Below are 16,427 nucleotides of genomic sequence, written 5' to 3' on the forward strand. Positions count from 1 at the left end.
TTCGCACCGGCCGCGGTGCTTTCCTACGCGGACACCTCCGCCGCAGCCTCCGCCGACGTCTTGGCCGACGCGTTCGCCGACGTCTTCGCCGACGCGTTCGCCGGCGCCTTCGCCCGGGCCGAGGCCGAGGCCGGCAGCGTCTCCGGCAGCAGCGCGAAGCAGACCAGGCTCAGCAGCGCCACCACCGTCAGATACGCCGCCACGCCCCAGGGCGGCCCCGAGCCCCCGGACAGCGCCGTCGCCAGGATCGGTGTCAGCGCCCCGCCCAGGACGCCCGCCAGGTTGTAGCCGACCGCCGCTCCCGTGCAGCGCACCCTCGGCTCGTAGAGCTCCGGGAGGTACGCGGCGACCACCGCGAACATGGTGATGAACGCGAGCAGGGCGCCCAGGAATCCGAGGAACATGAGCACCGGCCGCCCCGTGTGCAGCAGGGCGACCATGGGGAACATCCAGGCGGCGGAGGCCGCGCAGCCGGCGAGACAGAGCGGACGACGGCCGTACCGGTCGCCCAGGATCGCCGCCAGCGGTGTCGTGGCGCCCTTGATCGCCACGGCCGCCATGATGCAGATCAGCATGGTCGTACGGTCGACCCCGAGTCGCTCGGTGCCGTAGGCGAGGGCCCAGGTGGAGACCGTGTAGAACACCGCGTAGCCGACGGCGAGGGCTCCGGCGGTGAGCAGGACGAGCCGCCAGTGGTCACGCGCCACCTCGGCGAGCGGGGCGCTCGCCCGCCGTCCGGTCGCGCTGAGCTCCTGGAACTGCGGTGTCTCGGCGAGCGAGGAGCGCAGCAGCAGCCCGCCGATCGCGAGCAGCCCGGCCGCCCAGAACGGCACGCGCCAGCCCCACTCCCGGAACTGGGCGTCGGTCAGCGCGGCGGACAGCGCCAGCATCACCCCGTTCGCCAGCAGGAAGCCGACGGATGGGCCGACCTGCGGGAAGCTGGCCCACAGCGCCCGCCGCCGCTCCGGGGCGTGCTCGGCGGTGAGCAGGACCGCCCCGCCCCACTCGCCGCCCAGGCCGAGCCCCTGCAGGAAGCGCAGTACGAGCAGCAGGACGGGGGCGGTGATGCCGATCGTCGCGTACGTCGGGACCAGGCCGACCGCGACCGTGGCACAGCCGGTCAGCACGAGCGAGGCGAACATGACCGGGCGCCGCCCGTACCGGTCGCCGACATGTCCGAAGAGCACGGAGCCGAGCGGCCGGGAGAGGAAACCCACGGCGAAGGTGCCGAAGGCGGCCAGGGTCCCGGCGACGGGGGAGAAGGTCGGGAAGAAGAGCGGCCCGAGAACGAGCGCGGCGGCGGTCCCGTAGACGAAGAAGTCGAAGAACTCGATGGCCGTGCCCACGAGCGACGCGAGGGCGACCCTCCCCATGGAGGGGCCGTCGGCGGCCGCAGGGGCTTCGGCCGCGGCGTCGGGGGCCACCCGGTCGCCCGGAGGCGGCGGGGGGTCCGGGGGTGTCGGCGGACGCGGAGAGTGACCGTGGTGCATGTCCCGCCAACTACCCGGCGTCCACCGGAGTTACGGGGGCGTGCGGGAGCACGCGGCCGCGGGCCGCGCGCCTCCCCAGGTCGGCGGGGGCGGGGGCGGTCGCAACGACCCGCGCGCCCGCCCGTCACGACCGCCCCCGAGGTGTCACCAGCCGCGTGCGCGCCACTCCGGCAGGTGCGGGCGCTCGTCACCGAGCGTGGTGTCCTTGCCGTGGCCCGGGTAGACCCAGCTCTCGTCCGGCAGCACGGCGAAGAGCTTGGTCTCCACGTCCTCGATCAGGCTCGCGAAGGCCTTCGGGTCCTTCCAGGTGTTCCCGACGCCGCCCGGGAACAGGCAGTCGCCGGTGAAGACGTGCGGGTGGCCGTGCGGGTCGTCGTAGACCAGCGCGATCGAGCCGGGCGTGTGCCCGACCAGCCGGCGGGCGGTCAGCTCCACCCGGCCGACCCTGACCGTGTCGCCGTCCTCGACCCGGACGTCCGTCGGGACCGGGATGCCCTCGGCGTCGTACGCCCCCGCGTACGTCCGCGCCCCGGTCGCCGCGACCACCTCGGCGAGCGCCTGCCAGTGGTCTCCGTGCTGGTGGGTGGTGACGACGGACGCGATGCCGTCGTCACCGATCAGCGTGAGGAGCGTCTCGGCCTCGTTGGCCGCGTCGATCAGCAGCTGCTCGCCGGTCGCCCGGCAGCGCAGCAGATACGCGTTGTTGTCCATCGGACCGACCGCGACCTTGGAGATCATCAGGTCCGTCAGTTCGTGCACATCGGCGGGCCCGCCGACCTTCACCGCTCCGCTGTACGTCATGGGCTCAGCCTATCGCCGGGCACCGACGGACGGGCCCCAACGGCCGGGACTACAGGGCCGGGAGCTGCGGAAGCGCGCCGCCTTCCACCTTGAGGGCGGCGCCGTCGCGACGGCCCGCGAGCCAGCCGAGCAGCTCGGGAGCGGGACCCGAGACGGCCACCGAGCCGCCGTCGGCCCCGCCGCCGGTCGTCCACATCTCGCCGCTCTCCGACCGGAGGCCGGTCGACGGGACGTCCTTGTGGCCGGCGAACCGCTCCGCGAGGAAGTCGATCTCCCGCAGGACGAACTCCTCCGGCAGATCCTCCAGCTCGTAGCCGATTCCCAGGTCGACGTGGTGCAGGGCGACCTCGACCCAGCGGCGGAAGGGCACCCGCGCCGCCCGGTCGGTGACGCCGTTGCGCAGCTCCACGATCCGCTGCCAGTCGGCGGGCTCGGCGCCCACGGCCTGGAAGCGCTCGCCCGTCTCGCGGAGGTCGGCGAGCTGCTCGGCGGCCGGGCGGGGGGCGTCCCGCTCGATGTCGGCGTCGCGGGTGGCGGCGTCGGCGTACATCGGCCGGCCCTGGAGAACGTTCACCAGGGCGTCGGCGTTGCGGGCGATGTGGGCCAGGACATGGCCGCGGGTCCAGCCGGGAAGCCGTGACGGCTCGGCGACGGCCGCGTTGTCCAGGGAGGCGGCTGCGCTCAGGAGCCGCTCGGTCGCTTCACGTACAGAGTCCAGGTCACGCACATGGTCGATCATGGGGCCGACCCTAGCGCCGCCACTCGTTCGGGTGAAGCGGTCGGAGTGAGGCCGGAAATCGAATGTGCGTGCTATAGGCTCGATGGAAGCATCCGGCATCCTTGGTTGTTGGGTACTCAGGACCATCCAGGCATATCTGTGACCCGCACTCTGTGCCTCCGCTCTCTCAAGAAAGGTGCGGACCGGCGTGGCCGACCGTCTCATCGTTCGTGGCGCTCGCGAGCACAACCTCAAGAACGTCTCGCTCGACCTCCCCCGCGACTCCCTGATCGTCTTCACCGGGCTGTCCGGGTCGGGCAAGTCCTCCCTCGCGTTCGACACGATCTTCGCCGAGGGACAGCGTCGGTACGTCGAGTCGCTCTCCTCGTACGCCCGGCAGTTCCTCGGTCAGATGGACAAGCCGGACGTCGACTTCATCGAGGGGCTCTCGCCCGCCGTCTCCATCGACCAGAAGTCGACCTCGCGCAACCCGCGCTCGACGGTCGGCACCATCACGGAGGTCTACGACTACCTCCGCCTCCTCTTCGCCCGTATCGGCAAGCCGCACTGTCCGGAGTGCAGCCGCCCGATCTCGCGCCAGTCGCCCCAGGCCATCGTCGACAAGGTCCTGGAGCTGCCCGAGGGCAGCCGGTTCCAGGTCCTCTCCCCGCTCGTGCGCGAGCGCAAGGGCGAGTTCGTCGACCTCTTCGCCGACCTCCAGACCAAGGGGTACAGCCGGGCGCGGGTGGACGGGCAGACCGTCCAGCTCAGCGAGCCGCCGACCCTGAAGAAGCAGGAGAAGCACACGATCGAGGTGGTCGTCGACCGCCTCACCGTGAAGGACAGCGCCAAGCGCCGGCTCACCGACTCCGTGGAGACCGCCCTCGGGCTCTCGGGCGGCATGGTCGTGCTCGACTTCGTCGACCTCGCCGAGGACGACCCCGAGCGCGAGCGGATGTACTCGGAGCACCTCTACTGCCCGTACGACGACCTGTCCTTCGAGGAGCTCGAGCCCCGCTCCTTCTCCTTCAACTCGCCGTTCGGCGCCTGCCCGGACTGCACCGGCATCGGCACGCGCATGGAGGTCGACCCCGACCTGATCGTCCCGGACGAGGACCGCTCGCTCGACGAGGGCGCGATCCACCCCTGGTCCCACGGCCACACCAAGGAGTACTTCGGCCGGCTCATCGGCGGCCTCTCCCAGGCCCTCGGCTTCCGTACGGACCTGCCCTACGCCGCGCTCCCCGCACGGGCCAAGAAGGCCCTGATGTACGGGCATAAGACCCAGGTCGAGGTCCGCTACCGCAACCGGTACGGACGGGAGCGGGCGTACACCACCCCGGCCTTCGAAGGCGCCGTCTCCTTCGTCAAGCGGCGGCACAGCGAGGCCGAGAGCGACTCCAGCCGTGAGCGCTTCGAGGGCTACATGCGCGAGGTGCCCTGCCCCACCTGTGAGGGAACCCGACTGAAGCCGATCGTCCTCGCCGTCACGGTCATGGAGAGGTCCATCGCCGAGGTCGCCGCGATGTCGATCAGCGAGTGCGCCGACTTCCTCGGCCGGCTGAAGCTCAACGCCCGTGACAAGAAGATCGCCGAGCGGGTCCTGAAGGAGGTCAACGAGCGCCTCCGGTTCCTCGTCGACGTCGGTCTCGACTACCTCTCCCTCAATCGCGCGGCCGGCACGCTCTCGGGCGGCGAGGCCCAGCGCATCCGGCTCGCCACCCAGATCGGCTCGGGTCTGGTCGGCGTGCTCTACGTCCTGGACGAGCCCTCCATCGGTCTCCACCAGCGCGACAACCACCGGCTCATCGAGACCCTGGTCCGGCTCCGGGACATGGGCAACACGCTCATCGTCGTCGAGCACGACGAGGACACCATCAACGTGGCCGACTGGGTCGTCGACATCGGCCCCGGCGCCGGTGAGCACGGCGGCAAGGTCGTCCACTCCGGCCCCTTGAAGGAGCTGCTCGCAAACAAGGAGTCGGTGACCGGGCAGTACCTCTCGGGGCGCAGGGCCATCGGGATGCCGGACATCCGCCGCCCCGTGGACCCCTCGCGCCGGCTCACCGTGCACGGCGCCCGGGAGAACAACCTGCGCGACATCGACGTCTCGTTCCCGCTGGGCGTCCTCACCGCCGTCACCGGAGTCTCCGGATCCGGCAAGTCGACGCTGGTCAACGACATCCTCTACACGCACCTGGCGCGCGAGCTCAACGGCGCCAAGTCGGTGCCCGGCCGGCACACGCGCGTGGACGGCGACGACCTCGTCGACAAGGTCGTGCACGTCGACCAGTCGCCGATCGGCCGCACCCCGCGGTCGAACCCGGCGACGTACACCGGGGTCTTCGACCACGTCCGCAGGCTGTTCGCCGAGACGATGGAGGCGAAGGTCCGCGGCTATCTGCCGGGCCGGTTCTCCTTCAACGTCAAGGGCGGCCGCTGCGAGAACTGCTCCGGCGACGGCACGATCAAGATCGAGATGAACTTCCTGCCGGACGTGTACGTCCCGTGCGAGGTCTGCCACGGCGCCCGGTACAACCGGGAGACCCTGGAGGTCCACTACAAGGGCAAGTCCATCGCCGAGGTCCTGGACATGCCGATCGAGGAGGCCCTGGACTTCTTCGAGGCGGTCCCGACCATCGCGCGCCACCTGCGCACGCTCAACGAGGTCGGGCTCGGGTACGTCCGCCTCGGCCAGTCCGCGCCGACGCTCTCGGGAGGTGAGGCGCAGCGCGTGAAGCTCGCCTCCGAGCTCCAGAAGCGGTCGACGGGACGCACGGTCTACGTCCTGGACGAGCCGACGACGGGTCTGCACTTCGAGGACATCTCGAAGCTGATCAAGGTCCTTTCGGGTCTGGTCGACAAGGGGAACTCGGTGATCGTCATCGAGCACAACCTCGATGTCATCAAGACCGCGGACTGGGTCATCGACATGGGCCCGGAAGGCGGCAGCGGCGGTGGTCTGGTGATCGCCGAGGGCACGCCGGAGGAGGTCGCCTCGGTCCCGGCGAGCCACACCGGCAAGTTCCTCCGCGAGATCCTGGGCGCCGACCGCGTCAGCGACGCGACCGTGCCCGCGGCGCGCAAGGCGTCCGGCTCCGCGAAGAAGGCCCCCGCGAAGAAGACGGCGGCGAAGAAGGTGGCCGCACCCGCGAAGAAGGCCGCGGCCAAGAAGACGGCGGCGCGGGCGCGCAAGGCGTGACGGAACCGGGGTGGGGGCCCGCGAGGGCCTTCCCCCGCCCCGCTCTCTCCCTTCCCGGACCGGGGCGCGCCCCCGGGTCCGGGCCGCCTGCCAGGCCTGCGGGCCACCTGACAGGCTTTGCGGGCTACGTGCCCAGCTCGTGCGCGTACGGAGGTTCCGCGCCCGGGCGGGTGCAGGTGAGGGCGGCCGCCTTCGCCGCGTACGTCAGGAGCGCGGTCCACGCCTCCGCGTCCAGGGAGTGCACCGGGCGGTCGCCCAGGCCGTGCAGGAGCGCCGCGTTCACCGTGTCGCCCGCACCGATCGTGTCCGCGACCTCGACCGGTACCGCCGGGACCGACACCTCGGAGGACGGGGTGTGGACCGTCAGGCCCGCCGAACCCCGGGTCAGGACGACCGCCGAAGGCCCGCGCTCCAGCCAGCGCTCCGGCGTCGAGCCCAGCCAGGCCGCGTCCTCCTCCGAGAGCTTCAGCAGCGAGACGTACGGCAGCCAGGACGCGAAGCGCTCACGATAGGCGGCCGCGTCCGGGATCAGGCCCGGGCGGATGTTGGGGTCGAGCAGCGTCAGCGCCCCGCGCTCCGCCTCCCGCCGCAACAGCGCCTCGTACGCGCTCGCACCCGGTTCGAGGGCCAGCGAGCACGTGCCGAACGCGACCGCCCGCACCCCGTCCGGCAGCCGCTCCGGCAGCGCGAAGAGCCGGTCGGCCGTGCCCTCGACGTAGAAGCCGTACTCCGCCGAGCCGTCCGCGCCCACCGAGGCGACCGCCAGCGTCGTCGGCTCCGGGCCGCGCTGGACGAGCCCGGTCTCCACCCCCGCCTCACGCAGCCCGCTCATCAGCGCCTCGCCGAACGGGTCCGTCGAGACCCGCGAGCAGAAGGCGACCCTGGCGCCCAGCCGGCCGAGGGCCACGGCGGTGTTGTACGGCCCCCCGCCCCTGACGGGTACCAGCGCGGACAGCGGCCCGGCGGCGGCACCGTCGGGGACCAGATCGATCAGGGACTCACCGGCGACGACGATCACGCCGTGAACGTAACCCATGCCCCACCGGCCATGACAGCCCCCTCGCAGGCTCGTGCGGAGGCGCCGGTATCGTCGGTTCGGTCACCCCATGTCCCGATCGCACCGTGGAGCGCTCATGTCCGGCCAGTCCAGCCGCCGCACCGTACTGAAGGGCGCCGCGCTCGCCGGTGCCGCCGGGCTGGGTGTCGCCGCCTGCTCCACGGATTCCAAGCTCGGACACGCCCAGGTCCCCACGCCGACCGCCCCGGTGACCCTCGGAGCCCCCGAGGAGGTGCCCGTCGGCGGCGCCAAGCTCTACCGCGAACAGCGCGTTCTGGTGAGCTGCCCGGCCGAGGGCCGCTACAAGGCCTTCAGCGCCCAGTGCACCCACGCGGGCTGCGTCCTCGACAAGATCGAGAACAACGAGGGCAACTGCCCCTGCCACGGCAGCCGCTTCGACGTGACCACCGGCAAGGCCCTCCAGGGCCCGGCGACGGTCCCGCTCCCCGAGGTCCCGGTCCGCGTCGAGGGCGGCAAGCTCGTCGCGGGCCCGGAGGCGTAGGAGCCCGGCGGGAGCAGGGCGCCGACCGCGTCTACGAGCAGTCCCGGCGCCTACGACCAGTCCCAGTCGATCCCCAGGAGCCCCGGGCGTACGCCCTGCTCCACCAGGTGCACCGCGCGGTGCCGCCCGCTCAGTGTCAGATCCGAGCGACCACCGCGCGCCGCGCCCGCCGACGCCTGGGCGAAGCGCCGGCACCGTACCGGCAGTGCCGCCTCGTCGAACCGCACCTGCAGCACGTACTGCCCGCCCGCGAAGCTGAACCCCCGGACGTACTCCCCGCTCGGACCGCCGGTGCCGTCCTCGAAGCCGTAGCCGAAGAGGTACGTGTCCCCGGCCCGCAGCCGTGCGTCGAACAGCAGCTCCGCGACGAGCACACCCGTCTCGGCGTGCCACCGCACCCGCCCCGTCCGGCAGTTCTCCGTCGCATGCACCACCACCCGCGACGGGTCGCAGCCCGGATCGCCGTGGTGGATGGCCAGATAGCGGTCGATCCCGTCCCGGTGCGCCCGCACCACGTGCTGGGAGTCCCGTCCCACCAGTTCCCGCCCCGCTCCGATCCGCACCCGCTCGTGGTGGCCGACCGTGTGCAGCCCCCCGTCGACCGGCGACTCCAGGCCGGCGAGCAGCTCCTCCACCGCCCCCGACGCCTCCACCAGCGAGCGGTACGAGCGGGCGGCCGGCCGCTCCACGTCACCACGCGCCGCCGCGTCCTCGGCCAGCAGGCGGATCAGCGAGTTCCCGGGCAGCTGCAGCACCTCCTCCAGCGCGCGGACCGCCTTCATCGACTCCGGTCGCTGTGGTCGGCGGGCGCCCTGCTGCCAGTAACTGAGGCTGGTCACCCCGACCTTGACCCCCCGGTGGGCGAGATGGTGCTGCACCCGCTGGAGCGGCAGCCCGCGCACCGCGAAGGCCGTGCGCAGCGCCAGATGGAACGGCCCGGTGTGCAGCAACTGCGCCAGATCGGCCTCGGTGTGCCCCACGGGACTCCTCAGTGAACGTTCACGGTGAAGGGGGCGGGCCGCCGTGCCGCCGGGGGCGCGCCCGCAGGTGACGGCAGGGCGTGTGTTCACAACCGGGTCACACCGTTCACAGGCCGCCGTCACCCCGCATTGAAGCGTGTTGACCCGATCCGGACAACGTTCGATGCTCCAGGGCAGCGTCCGGACGCGCTCCTCCACCCCCCACACCCCCACACATCCCCACACCCCCCGTCTCGGGAGGAACGCGATGCGCAGTAGAAAGCTGTCCTTGGCGGCGCTCGCCGCTGCCGCCCTCTTCCTGCTCCCCATGACGTCGGCGACCGCCGCGCCGACGGGCGAGGACGTCTCCACCCAAGCGTCCCTCGCGTACAAGCGACTGAACATCACCATGCAGGCACAGCAGAAGACCAACTGGTGCTGGGCCGCCGGCGGCAACACGATCGCCACGTGGTTCGGCCGGAACTACAGCCAGAACCAGTTCTGCAACGCCGCCTTCAACCGCCCGCAGGGCTACGACTGCCCCAACAACCAGGCCACGCTCGGCAACGTGCAGACCGGCCTGCGCTGGGCGGGCGTCAACCCCGGCTCGTACGTGACGGGCTGGCTGCGCTACTCGACCGTGCAGACCGAGATCAACGCCGACCGCCCGGTCGAGACACGGATCCAGTGGGCGAGCGGCGGTGGTCACATGCACGTGATCTACGGCTACGACGACGCGAACAGCTGGGTGTACTGGGGCGACCCCTGGCCCTCCAGCGACCGCTACAACTGGGCCTCGCACGCCTGGTACGTGGAGAACGGGTCGTTCTCCTGGACCCACTCGCTCTACCGGATAGGGGCGTGACGACGATGAAGGTGCACGTACGCGCGGCCGGCGCCGGACTCCTGTCCGCCGCCGCCCTCGTCGCCCTCGGCGCCGTTCCGGCCGTCGCGGCCGGTACGCCTCCTCCGGCGCCGACGCCGGAGAAGGCGGCGTCCGCCCCCGCGACCCTGGACACGCTCTCCCGGTTCTTCGCCCGCGACGGAGCCGTCGCACGGGCGGCGGCGCGGCCCCGGATCGAGGGCGCGTCCGTCCCCGTACGGGTTCTGTCCCCGGACTTCGTGGCCGGGAAGGCGGGGGCGCCCGTCGCCCGCGTCGAGTTCCACGCGAGCAAGGCGGTCGCCTCGGACGGGCAGACCGCCTCGCTGTGGACCGCGCGGGGGGCGGACGGAGCGTGGCAGGTGGTGAACATCGCCACCGGCGACGACGAGATCCGGTACGCGGCGCAGGGCGCGCGGGCCCTGCCCGGCGGGATCGTCTTCCGCGAGCCGCAGATCGACGCGTGGTACGTCCAGAAGGGCGCGAAGGTGCTGCCGCTGGACGAGGACGCGGTGCGGGCGGTGGGCCGGAACGGGACGAGCCTCGGCGCGTACCGGGAACGGGTCGTGCAGGCGTACGGGGACAAGCTGCCGACCTCCGCGTACGCGCGGAAGGGCGCGGCCGGCGGCTACGACGAGCCTGCCGCGGCCCAGGACGAGTCCTGGGGCACGGCGGCGTCCGCCACGGCGGGCGCGGGCGCGGCACTGGCCCTGGGCCTGATCGCCACGCGTGCGTGGCGCCGCCGGGCCCGTCTGAGCGGCGGCGCGTAGAGCCCGTTCGTCTCCCCACCCCGCGCCTTCCCGAACCGGGGGCGAGCCCCCAGGCCCCCGTACGGCCCTCGGCCGTGTCCGGGAGCGCCGGACCGGCTGGGATCCGGGGCACAGCCCCGGTCACGGGAAGGGCGGGGTGGGGAACGGGCCCGCGCAGCGGCCCGCCCCCGCGCTCAGCGGGCCAGGTAGCCGCCGTCCACCGGCAGGACCACACCCGTGATGAAGGACGCCTCGTCCGAGGCCAGGAAGAGGATGGCCGCCGCCACCTCGTCCGGGGTGCCGAAGCGGTGCATGGGGTGCAGCTCGACGATCTCCGAGAGGTACTCCGGCCCGCCCGGTTCCGTGCGGGCCGCCGCGACCCGCTCCGTCTCGATCGTGCCCGGCGCCACCGCGTTGACGCGGATCCCGCGCCCCGCCCACTCGACCGCCAGGTGCTTCGTCAGCCCCGAGGCCACGAACTTCGCCGGGCCGTAGACCGCCTGGCGGGCCTGGCCCGCCACCCCGGAGATCGACGAGGTGCAGACGATCGCCCCGCCGCTCTCCTGCCCGGCCATGACCTCGATCGCGTACTTGCAGGTCAGGAACATGCCCTTGCCGTCCACGGCCATGACCCGGTCCCAGTCCTCGCCGGTCGCCTCCGTGACGTCCGAGAGCGGGATCACCCCGGCGTTCGCCACCAGGACGTCGAGCCGTCCGAAGCGCTCCACCGCCGTCGTGATCATCCGACGGGCGTCCTCCTCCCTCGCCACGTCCCCGACCACCGTCGCCATGCCGGGGTCGTCACCCAGCGTCGCCAGCCGCTCCGCGTTCACGTCCGTGGCCACCACCCGCGCGCCCTCGCGTGCGAACCGCAGCGCCGTCGCCCGCCCGATTCCGCTGGCCGCCCCCGTGATCACGCACACCCGGCCCGCGAGCCGCCGCGTCGCCCGTTCCGTCGTCTCCGTCGTCATGTCCGGCCAACGAGCGCACGCGGTCTGAGTGTCGGCCCCCGCCAGTAGGGTGGGGAGCATGGCCGACCCCTCCAGCTACCGCCCCAAGCCGGGGCAGATCCCCGACTCGCCGGGGGTCTACAAGTTCCGCGACGAGCACCGCCGGGTGATCTACGTCGGGAAGGCGAAGTCCCTGCGTCAGCGGCTGGCGAACTACTTCCAGCCGCTCGCGAGCCTGCACCCGCGCACGGCCACGATGGTCACCACGGCCGCCTCGGTGGAATGGACCGTGGTCTCGACCGAGGTCGAGGCGCTCCAGCTGGAGTACTCCTGGATCAAGGAGTTCGACCCCCGGTTCAACGTCAAGTACCGCGACGACAAGAGCTATCCCTATCTCGCGGTGACCCTGAACGAGGAGTTCCCCCGCGTCCAGGTCATGCGCGGCCACAAGAAGAAGGGCGTCCGCTACTTCGGTCCGTACGCCCACGCCTGGGCCATCCGCGAGACCGTCGACCTGATGCTCCGCGTCTTCCCCGTACGGACCTGCTCCGCCGGGGTGTTCCGTAACGCCGCCTCCGCCGGGCGCCCCTGCCTCCTCGGCTACATCGGGAAGTGCTCCGCCCCCTGCGTGGGCCGGGTCGAGCCGGACGAGCACCGCGAACTGGCCGAGGAGTTCTGCGACTTCATGGCCGGCCGCACCGGCACGTACATCCGCCGCCTCGAGCAGCAGATGATGGAGGCGGCCGAGGAGATGGAGTACGAGAAGGCGGCCAGGCTCCGCGACGACATAGGGGCGCTGCGGCGCGCCATGGAGAAGAACGCCGTCGTCCTGGCCGACGCCACCGACGCCGACCTGATCGCGCTCGCCGAGGACGAGCTGGAGGCCGCCGTCCAGATCTTCCACGTCCGGGGCGGGCGGGTGCGCGGCCAGCGCGGCTGGGTCACCGACAAGGTGGAGGCGGTCTCCACGCCCGGCCTCGTCGAGCACGCGCTCCAGCAGCTGTACGGGGAGGAGAGCGGCGACGCGGTCCCCCGGGAGGTCCTCGTCCCGGCCGTGCCCGAGGACGCCGACGCCGTCACCCAGTGGCTGAGCGGCCGCCGGGGCTCGCAGGTCTCCCTCCGCGTCCCGCAGCGCGGCGACAAGAAGGACCTGATGGAGACGGTCGCGCGCAACGCCCAGCAGGCGCTGGTGCTGCACAAGACCAAGCGCGCCAGCGACCTGACGACCCGGTCCCGGGCCCTGGAGGAGATCGCCGAGGCACTGGACCTGGACTCCGCGCCGCTGCGGATCGAGTGCTTCGACATCTCGCACCTCCAGGGGCAGGACGTCGTGGCGTCCATGGTCGTCTTCGAGGACGGGCTGCCGCGCAAGAGCGAGTACCGCCGCTTCCAGATCAAGGGCTTCGAGGGGCAGGACGACGTCCGCTCGATGCACGAGGTGATCAGCCGGCGCTTCAAGCGCTACCTCGTCGAGAAGGAGAAGACGGGGGAGTGGGGCCCCGAGGGCGTGGCCGTCGACGCGGACGGTGACGCGGTGGACGCGCTGACGGACACGGACACCGCCGGCTCCGGTGAGGTGCCGGTCGACGACGGGCGTCCCAAGCGCTTCGCGTACCCGCCGCAACTCGTCGTGGTCGACGGCGGGCAGCCCCAGGTCGCCGCCGCCCGGCGGGCCCTGGACGAGCTGGGCATCGACGACATCGCCGTCTGCGGCCTCGCCAAGCGGCTGGAGGAGGTCTGGCTGCCCGGCGACGACGATCCGGTCGTCCTGCCGCGCTCCAGCGAGGGTCTCTACCTCCTCCAGCGGGTACGTGACACGGCTCACGACTTCGCCATCCGCTACCAGCGCTCGAAGCGGAACAAGCGCATCAGGACCAGCCCCCTGGACGCGATCCCCGGCCTCGGCGATACCCGCAAACAGGCGTTGATCAAGCATTTCGGCTCGGTGAAGCGGCTCAGGCAGGCGACAATCGAGCAGATCTGCGAGGTGCCCGGCATGGGCAGGAAGACGGCCGAGGCCGTCGCCGTGGCTCTCGCCCGGGCGGCCCCGGCCGCGCCCGCCGTGAATACGGCAACAGGAGAGATCATGGAAGACGACGGGGGCACCACCGCATGACCGAGCACGACCGCCAGACAGAGCAAGAAACGCAAGAAGAGCAGCGAGAAGACGGAGCAGGACACGTGAGTACGGGCACGAAGGAGGCCGGTGAGACCGCCGACACGGCGGCCATCCCCGAGCTGGTGATCATCTCCGGCATGTCCGGCGCCGGCCGGTCCACCGCGGCGAAGTGCCTGGAGGACCTCGGCTGGTTCGTCGTCGACAACCTGCCGCCCGCGCTGATCCCCACCATGGTGGAGCTCGGCGCCCGTTCCCAGGGCAACGTCGCCCGGATCGCCGTCGTCGTCGACGTCCGCGGCCGGCAGTTCTTCGACGCCCTGCGGGAGTCCCTGGCCGCGCTCGACGCCCAGCAGGTCACGCGGCGGATCGTCTTCCTGGAGTCCTCCGACGAGGCCCTGGTCCGGCGGTTCGAGTCGGTCCGCAGGCCGCACCCCCTCCAGGGCGACGGCCGCATCACCGACGGCATCGCCGCCGAGCGCGACCTGCTGCGCGAGCTGCGCGGCGACGCCGACCTGGTGATCGACACCTCCAGCCTCAACGTCCACGAACTGCGCGCCAAGATGGACGCCCAGTTCGCCGGCGAGGAGGAGCCGGAGCTGCGGGCCACCGTCATGTCCTTCGGGTTCAAGTACGGGCTGCCCGTCGACGCCGACCTCGTCGTGGACATGCGCTTCCTCCCCAACCCGCACTGGGTCCCCGAGCTGCGGCCCTACACCGGGCTCAACGAGGAGGTCTCGGCCTATGTCTTCAACCAGCCCGGGGCCAAGGAGTTCCTCGACCGCTACACCGAGCTGCTCCAGCTGATCGCCGCGGGCTACCGCCGCGAGGGCAAGCGGTACGTGACCATCGCCGTCGGCTGCACGGGCGGCAAGCACCGCTCCGTCGCCACGTCCGAGAAGCTCGCCGCCCGCCTCGCAGCGGAAGGGGTCGAGACCGTCGTCGTCCACCGGGACATGGGGCGCGAGTGAAGCCGTACCGTCGGCGTACGTCCACCCTCTCGGTGCGTACGCTCCGTAGGCGCGGCACCCAGCCCAAGGTCGTCGCGCTCGGCGGGGGCATGGGCCTGTCGGCCTCCCTCGCCGCGCTGCGCCGCATCACGGGCGATCTGACCGCCGTCGTCACCGTCGCCGACGACGGCGGCTCCAGCGGTCGGCTCCGGGAGGAGCTGGGGGTGCTGCCGCCGGGCGACCTGCGCAAGGCGCTCGCCGCGCTCTGCGGGGACGACGACTGGGGGCAGACCTGGGCCCGGGTCATCCAGCACCGCTTCCAGTCCAAGGGCGACCTGCACGAGCACGCGGTCGGCAATCTGCTGATCGTCGCGCTCTGGGAGCAGCTGGGCGACCATGTCCTCGCTCTCGACCTGGTCGGCAAGCTGCTCGGCGCGCACGGCAGGGTGCTGCCGATGTCGGCCGTCCCGCTGGAGCTCCAGGCCCTGGTCAGGGGGCACGATCCGGACCGGCCGAACGACGTGGACACCGTCCGTGGTCAGGCCACGGTGGCGCTCACACCGGGTGAGGTGCAGTCGGTGCACCTCGTGCCGAACGATCCGCCGGCCGTGCCCGAGGCCGTCGCCGCGGTCCGGGACGCGGACTGGGTGGTGCTCGGCCCCGGCTCCTGGTTCTCCTCGGTGATCCCGCATCTCCTCGTGCCCGAACTGCTCGACGCGCTCACCGAGACCAAGGCCCGCAAGGTCCTCTCGCTCAACCTCGCGCCGCAGCCCGGAGAAACCGAGGGGTTCTCTCCGCAGCGTCATTTGGAGGTTTTGGGACGACACGCCCCTAAACTCGCCCTGGACGTGGTGCTGGCCGACGAGGCCGCCGTGCCCGACCGCGACTCTCTCGCCGACGCCGCCAAACGGCTCGGCGCCGCGGTCGAGCTGGCGCCGGTGGCCCGTGCCGACGGGCTCCCGAAGCACGATCCGGAGCTGTTGGCCGCCGCGTACGACCGTATTTTTCGGATGCATGGAAGGATCGGCCCATGGCGATGACGGCAGCGGTGAAGGACGAGATCTCCCGGCTCCCCGTCACCCGGACCTGCTGCAGGAAGGCAGAGGTCTCGTCGATCCTGCGGTTCGCCGGCGGTCTGCACCTGGTGAGCGGGCGGATCGTGATCGAGGCGGAGCTGGACACCGCGATGGCGGCGCGTCGGCTCAAGCGGGACATCCTGGAGATCTTCGGGCACAGCTCGGAGCTGATCGTGATGGCCCCCGGCGGTCTGCGGCGCGGCTCCCGCTTCGTGGTGCGCGTGGTGGCGGGCGGCGACCAGCTGGCCCGGCAGACGGGCCTGGTCGACGGCCGGGGCCGCCCGATCCGCGGCCTGCCCCCGCAGGTCGTCTCGGGCGCCACCTGCGACGCCGAGGCGGCCTGGCGCGGCGCGTTCTTGGCGCACGGCTCGCTCACCGAGCCCGGGCGCTCCTCCTCCCTGGAGGTGACCTGCCCCGGTCCGGAGGCCGCGCTCGCCCTGGTGGGCGCCGCGCGCCGGCTGAGCATCGCCGCGAAGGCCCGTGAGGTACGGGGTGTGGACCGGGTGGTCGTCCGGGACGGGGACGCCATCGGGGCGCTGCTGACCCGACTCGGCGCGCACGAGTCGGTGCTGGCCTGGGAGGAGCGGCGGATGCGCCGCGAGGTCCGGGCGACGGCGAACCGGCTGGCCAACTTCGACGACGCCAACCTGCGCCGCTCGGCGCGTGCGGCGGTCGCCGCGGGCGCCCGTGTGCAGCGCGCCCTGGAGATCCTCGGCGAGGAGGTGCCGGAGCACCTCGCCGCCGCGGGCCGGCTGCGCATGGAGCACAAGCAGGCCTCCCTGGAGGAGCTGGGCGCGCTCGCCGAGCCGCCGCTGACGAAGGACGCGGTCGCGGGGCGGATCCGCCGCCTGCTGGCCATGGCCGACAAGCGGGCGCAGGACCTGGGCATCCCCGGAACGGAGTCCGGCCTGACGGAGGAGCTGGACGACAGCCTCGTCGGCTGACCGATCCGGACGGCCCGACCCGGGATGACCGAT

Annotated in this window: 14 protein-coding genes; 8 read left to right on the forward strand and 6 right to left on the reverse strand. The window is 72.3% G+C overall.

Features of this window, described 5'->3' with window-relative positions; translation table 11 throughout:
* Positions 1-23 precede the first annotated feature (23 nt).
* From ACZ3IJ_RS17085 to ACZ3IJ_RS17095, 3 genes are all read right to left on the reverse strand, one after another.
* On the reverse strand, positions 24-1,373 hold the full coding sequence (locus ACZ3IJ_RS17085) for an MFS transporter (protein ID WP_467469083.1): 1,350 nt from the start codon (positions 1,371-1,373) through the stop codon (positions 24-26).
* A 261-nt stretch (positions 1,374-1,634) separates the two neighbouring features.
* Complete coding sequence (locus ACZ3IJ_RS17090; RefSeq protein WP_467468904.1) at positions 1,635-2,291, reverse strand: MBL fold metallo-hydrolase; 657 nt, start codon at positions 2,289-2,291, stop codon at positions 1,635-1,637.
* A gap of 49 nt (positions 2,292-2,340) precedes the next feature.
* Positions 2,341-3,030, reverse strand: a complete 690-nt coding sequence (locus tag ACZ3IJ_RS17095; protein ID WP_467468906.1) for a maleylpyruvate isomerase family mycothiol-dependent enzyme — start codon at positions 3,028-3,030, stop codon at positions 2,341-2,343.
* Positions 3,031-3,217: 187 nt separating this feature from the next.
* Between ACZ3IJ_RS17095 and uvrA the strand changes: the two genes are divergently transcribed.
* Positions 3,218-6,211: an excinuclease ABC subunit UvrA gene (uvrA, locus tag ACZ3IJ_RS17100; RefSeq protein WP_467468908.1), complete on the forward strand. Its 2,994-nt coding sequence runs from the start codon at positions 3,218-3,220 to the stop codon at positions 6,209-6,211.
* Positions 6,212-6,335: 124 nt separating this feature from the next.
* On the opposite strand, the gene ACZ3IJ_RS17105 is transcribed toward uvrA, so the two are convergent.
* Positions 6,336-7,229: a carbohydrate kinase family protein gene (locus ACZ3IJ_RS17105; RefSeq protein WP_467468910.1), complete on the reverse strand. Its 894-nt coding sequence runs from the start codon at positions 7,227-7,229 to the stop codon at positions 6,336-6,338.
* Positions 7,230-7,344: 115 nt separating this feature from the next.
* On the opposite strand from ACZ3IJ_RS17105, the gene ACZ3IJ_RS17110 reads away from it, so the two are divergent.
* On the forward strand, positions 7,345-7,770 hold the full coding sequence (locus tag ACZ3IJ_RS17110; RefSeq protein ID WP_391797989.1) for a Rieske (2Fe-2S) protein: 426 nt from the start codon (positions 7,345-7,347) through the stop codon (positions 7,768-7,770).
* A 50-nt stretch (positions 7,771-7,820) separates the two neighbouring features.
* Here ACZ3IJ_RS17110 and ACZ3IJ_RS17115 read toward each other — a convergent pair whose 3' ends face one another.
* Positions 7,821-8,750 (reverse strand): hypothetical protein, encoded by a 930-nt coding sequence (locus ACZ3IJ_RS17115; protein ID WP_467468913.1) that lies wholly within the window; start codon positions 8,748-8,750, stop codon positions 7,821-7,823.
* Between the two features lie 247 nt (positions 8,751-8,997).
* Here ACZ3IJ_RS17115 and ACZ3IJ_RS17120 point away from each other — a divergent pair, with 247 nt between their 5' ends.
* Positions 8,998-9,594, forward strand: a complete 597-nt coding sequence (locus tag ACZ3IJ_RS17120) for a papain-like cysteine protease family protein (protein WP_467468915.1) — start codon at positions 8,998-9,000, stop codon at positions 9,592-9,594.
* Between the two features lie 5 nt (positions 9,595-9,599).
* Positions 9,600-10,379, forward strand: a complete 780-nt coding sequence (locus ACZ3IJ_RS17125; RefSeq protein WP_467469085.1) for a hypothetical protein — start codon at positions 9,600-9,602, stop codon at positions 10,377-10,379.
* 173 nt (positions 10,380-10,552) lie between these two features.
* Here the strand turns inward: ACZ3IJ_RS17125 and ACZ3IJ_RS17130 are convergent, their stop codons facing one another.
* Positions 10,553-11,329: an SDR family NAD(P)-dependent oxidoreductase gene (locus tag ACZ3IJ_RS17130; protein WP_467468917.1), complete on the reverse strand. Its 777-nt coding sequence runs from the start codon at positions 11,327-11,329 to the stop codon at positions 10,553-10,555.
* A gap of 58 nt (positions 11,330-11,387) precedes the next feature.
* Here ACZ3IJ_RS17130 and uvrC point away from each other — a divergent pair, with 58 nt between their 5' ends.
* From uvrC to whiA, 4 genes are read left to right on the forward strand one after another with little or no spacing between them, the layout of a single operon-like run.
* A complete protein-coding gene (gene uvrC, locus ACZ3IJ_RS17135; RefSeq protein ID WP_467468919.1) occupies positions 11,388-13,424 on the forward strand; it encodes an excinuclease ABC subunit UvrC in 2,037 nt (678 codons plus the stop codon).
* Positions 13,421-14,395 (forward strand): RNase adapter RapZ, encoded by a 975-nt coding sequence (rapZ, locus tag ACZ3IJ_RS17140; protein WP_352186292.1) that lies wholly within the window; start codon positions 13,421-13,423, stop codon positions 14,393-14,395. Before uvrC ends, rapZ begins: the two co-directional genes overlap by 4 nt.
* The gene (locus tag ACZ3IJ_RS17145; RefSeq protein ID WP_391797994.1) at positions 14,392-15,414 is read left to right on the forward strand and encodes a gluconeogenesis factor YvcK family protein; all 1,023 of its coding nucleotides are present in this window, start codon (positions 14,392-14,394) and stop codon (positions 15,412-15,414) included. The genes rapZ and ACZ3IJ_RS17145 overlap by 4 nt, the downstream gene beginning before the upstream one ends.
* Entirely contained in the window at positions 15,405-16,394 is a 990-nt protein-coding gene (gene whiA, locus ACZ3IJ_RS17150) for a DNA-binding protein WhiA (protein WP_383221133.1), read from the forward strand. Before ACZ3IJ_RS17145 ends, whiA begins: the two co-directional genes overlap by 10 nt.
* The last annotated feature ends 33 nt before the right edge of the window (positions 16,395-16,427 follow it).

It is taken from the genome of Streptomyces sp. NPDC013317 (assembly GCF_055563155.1).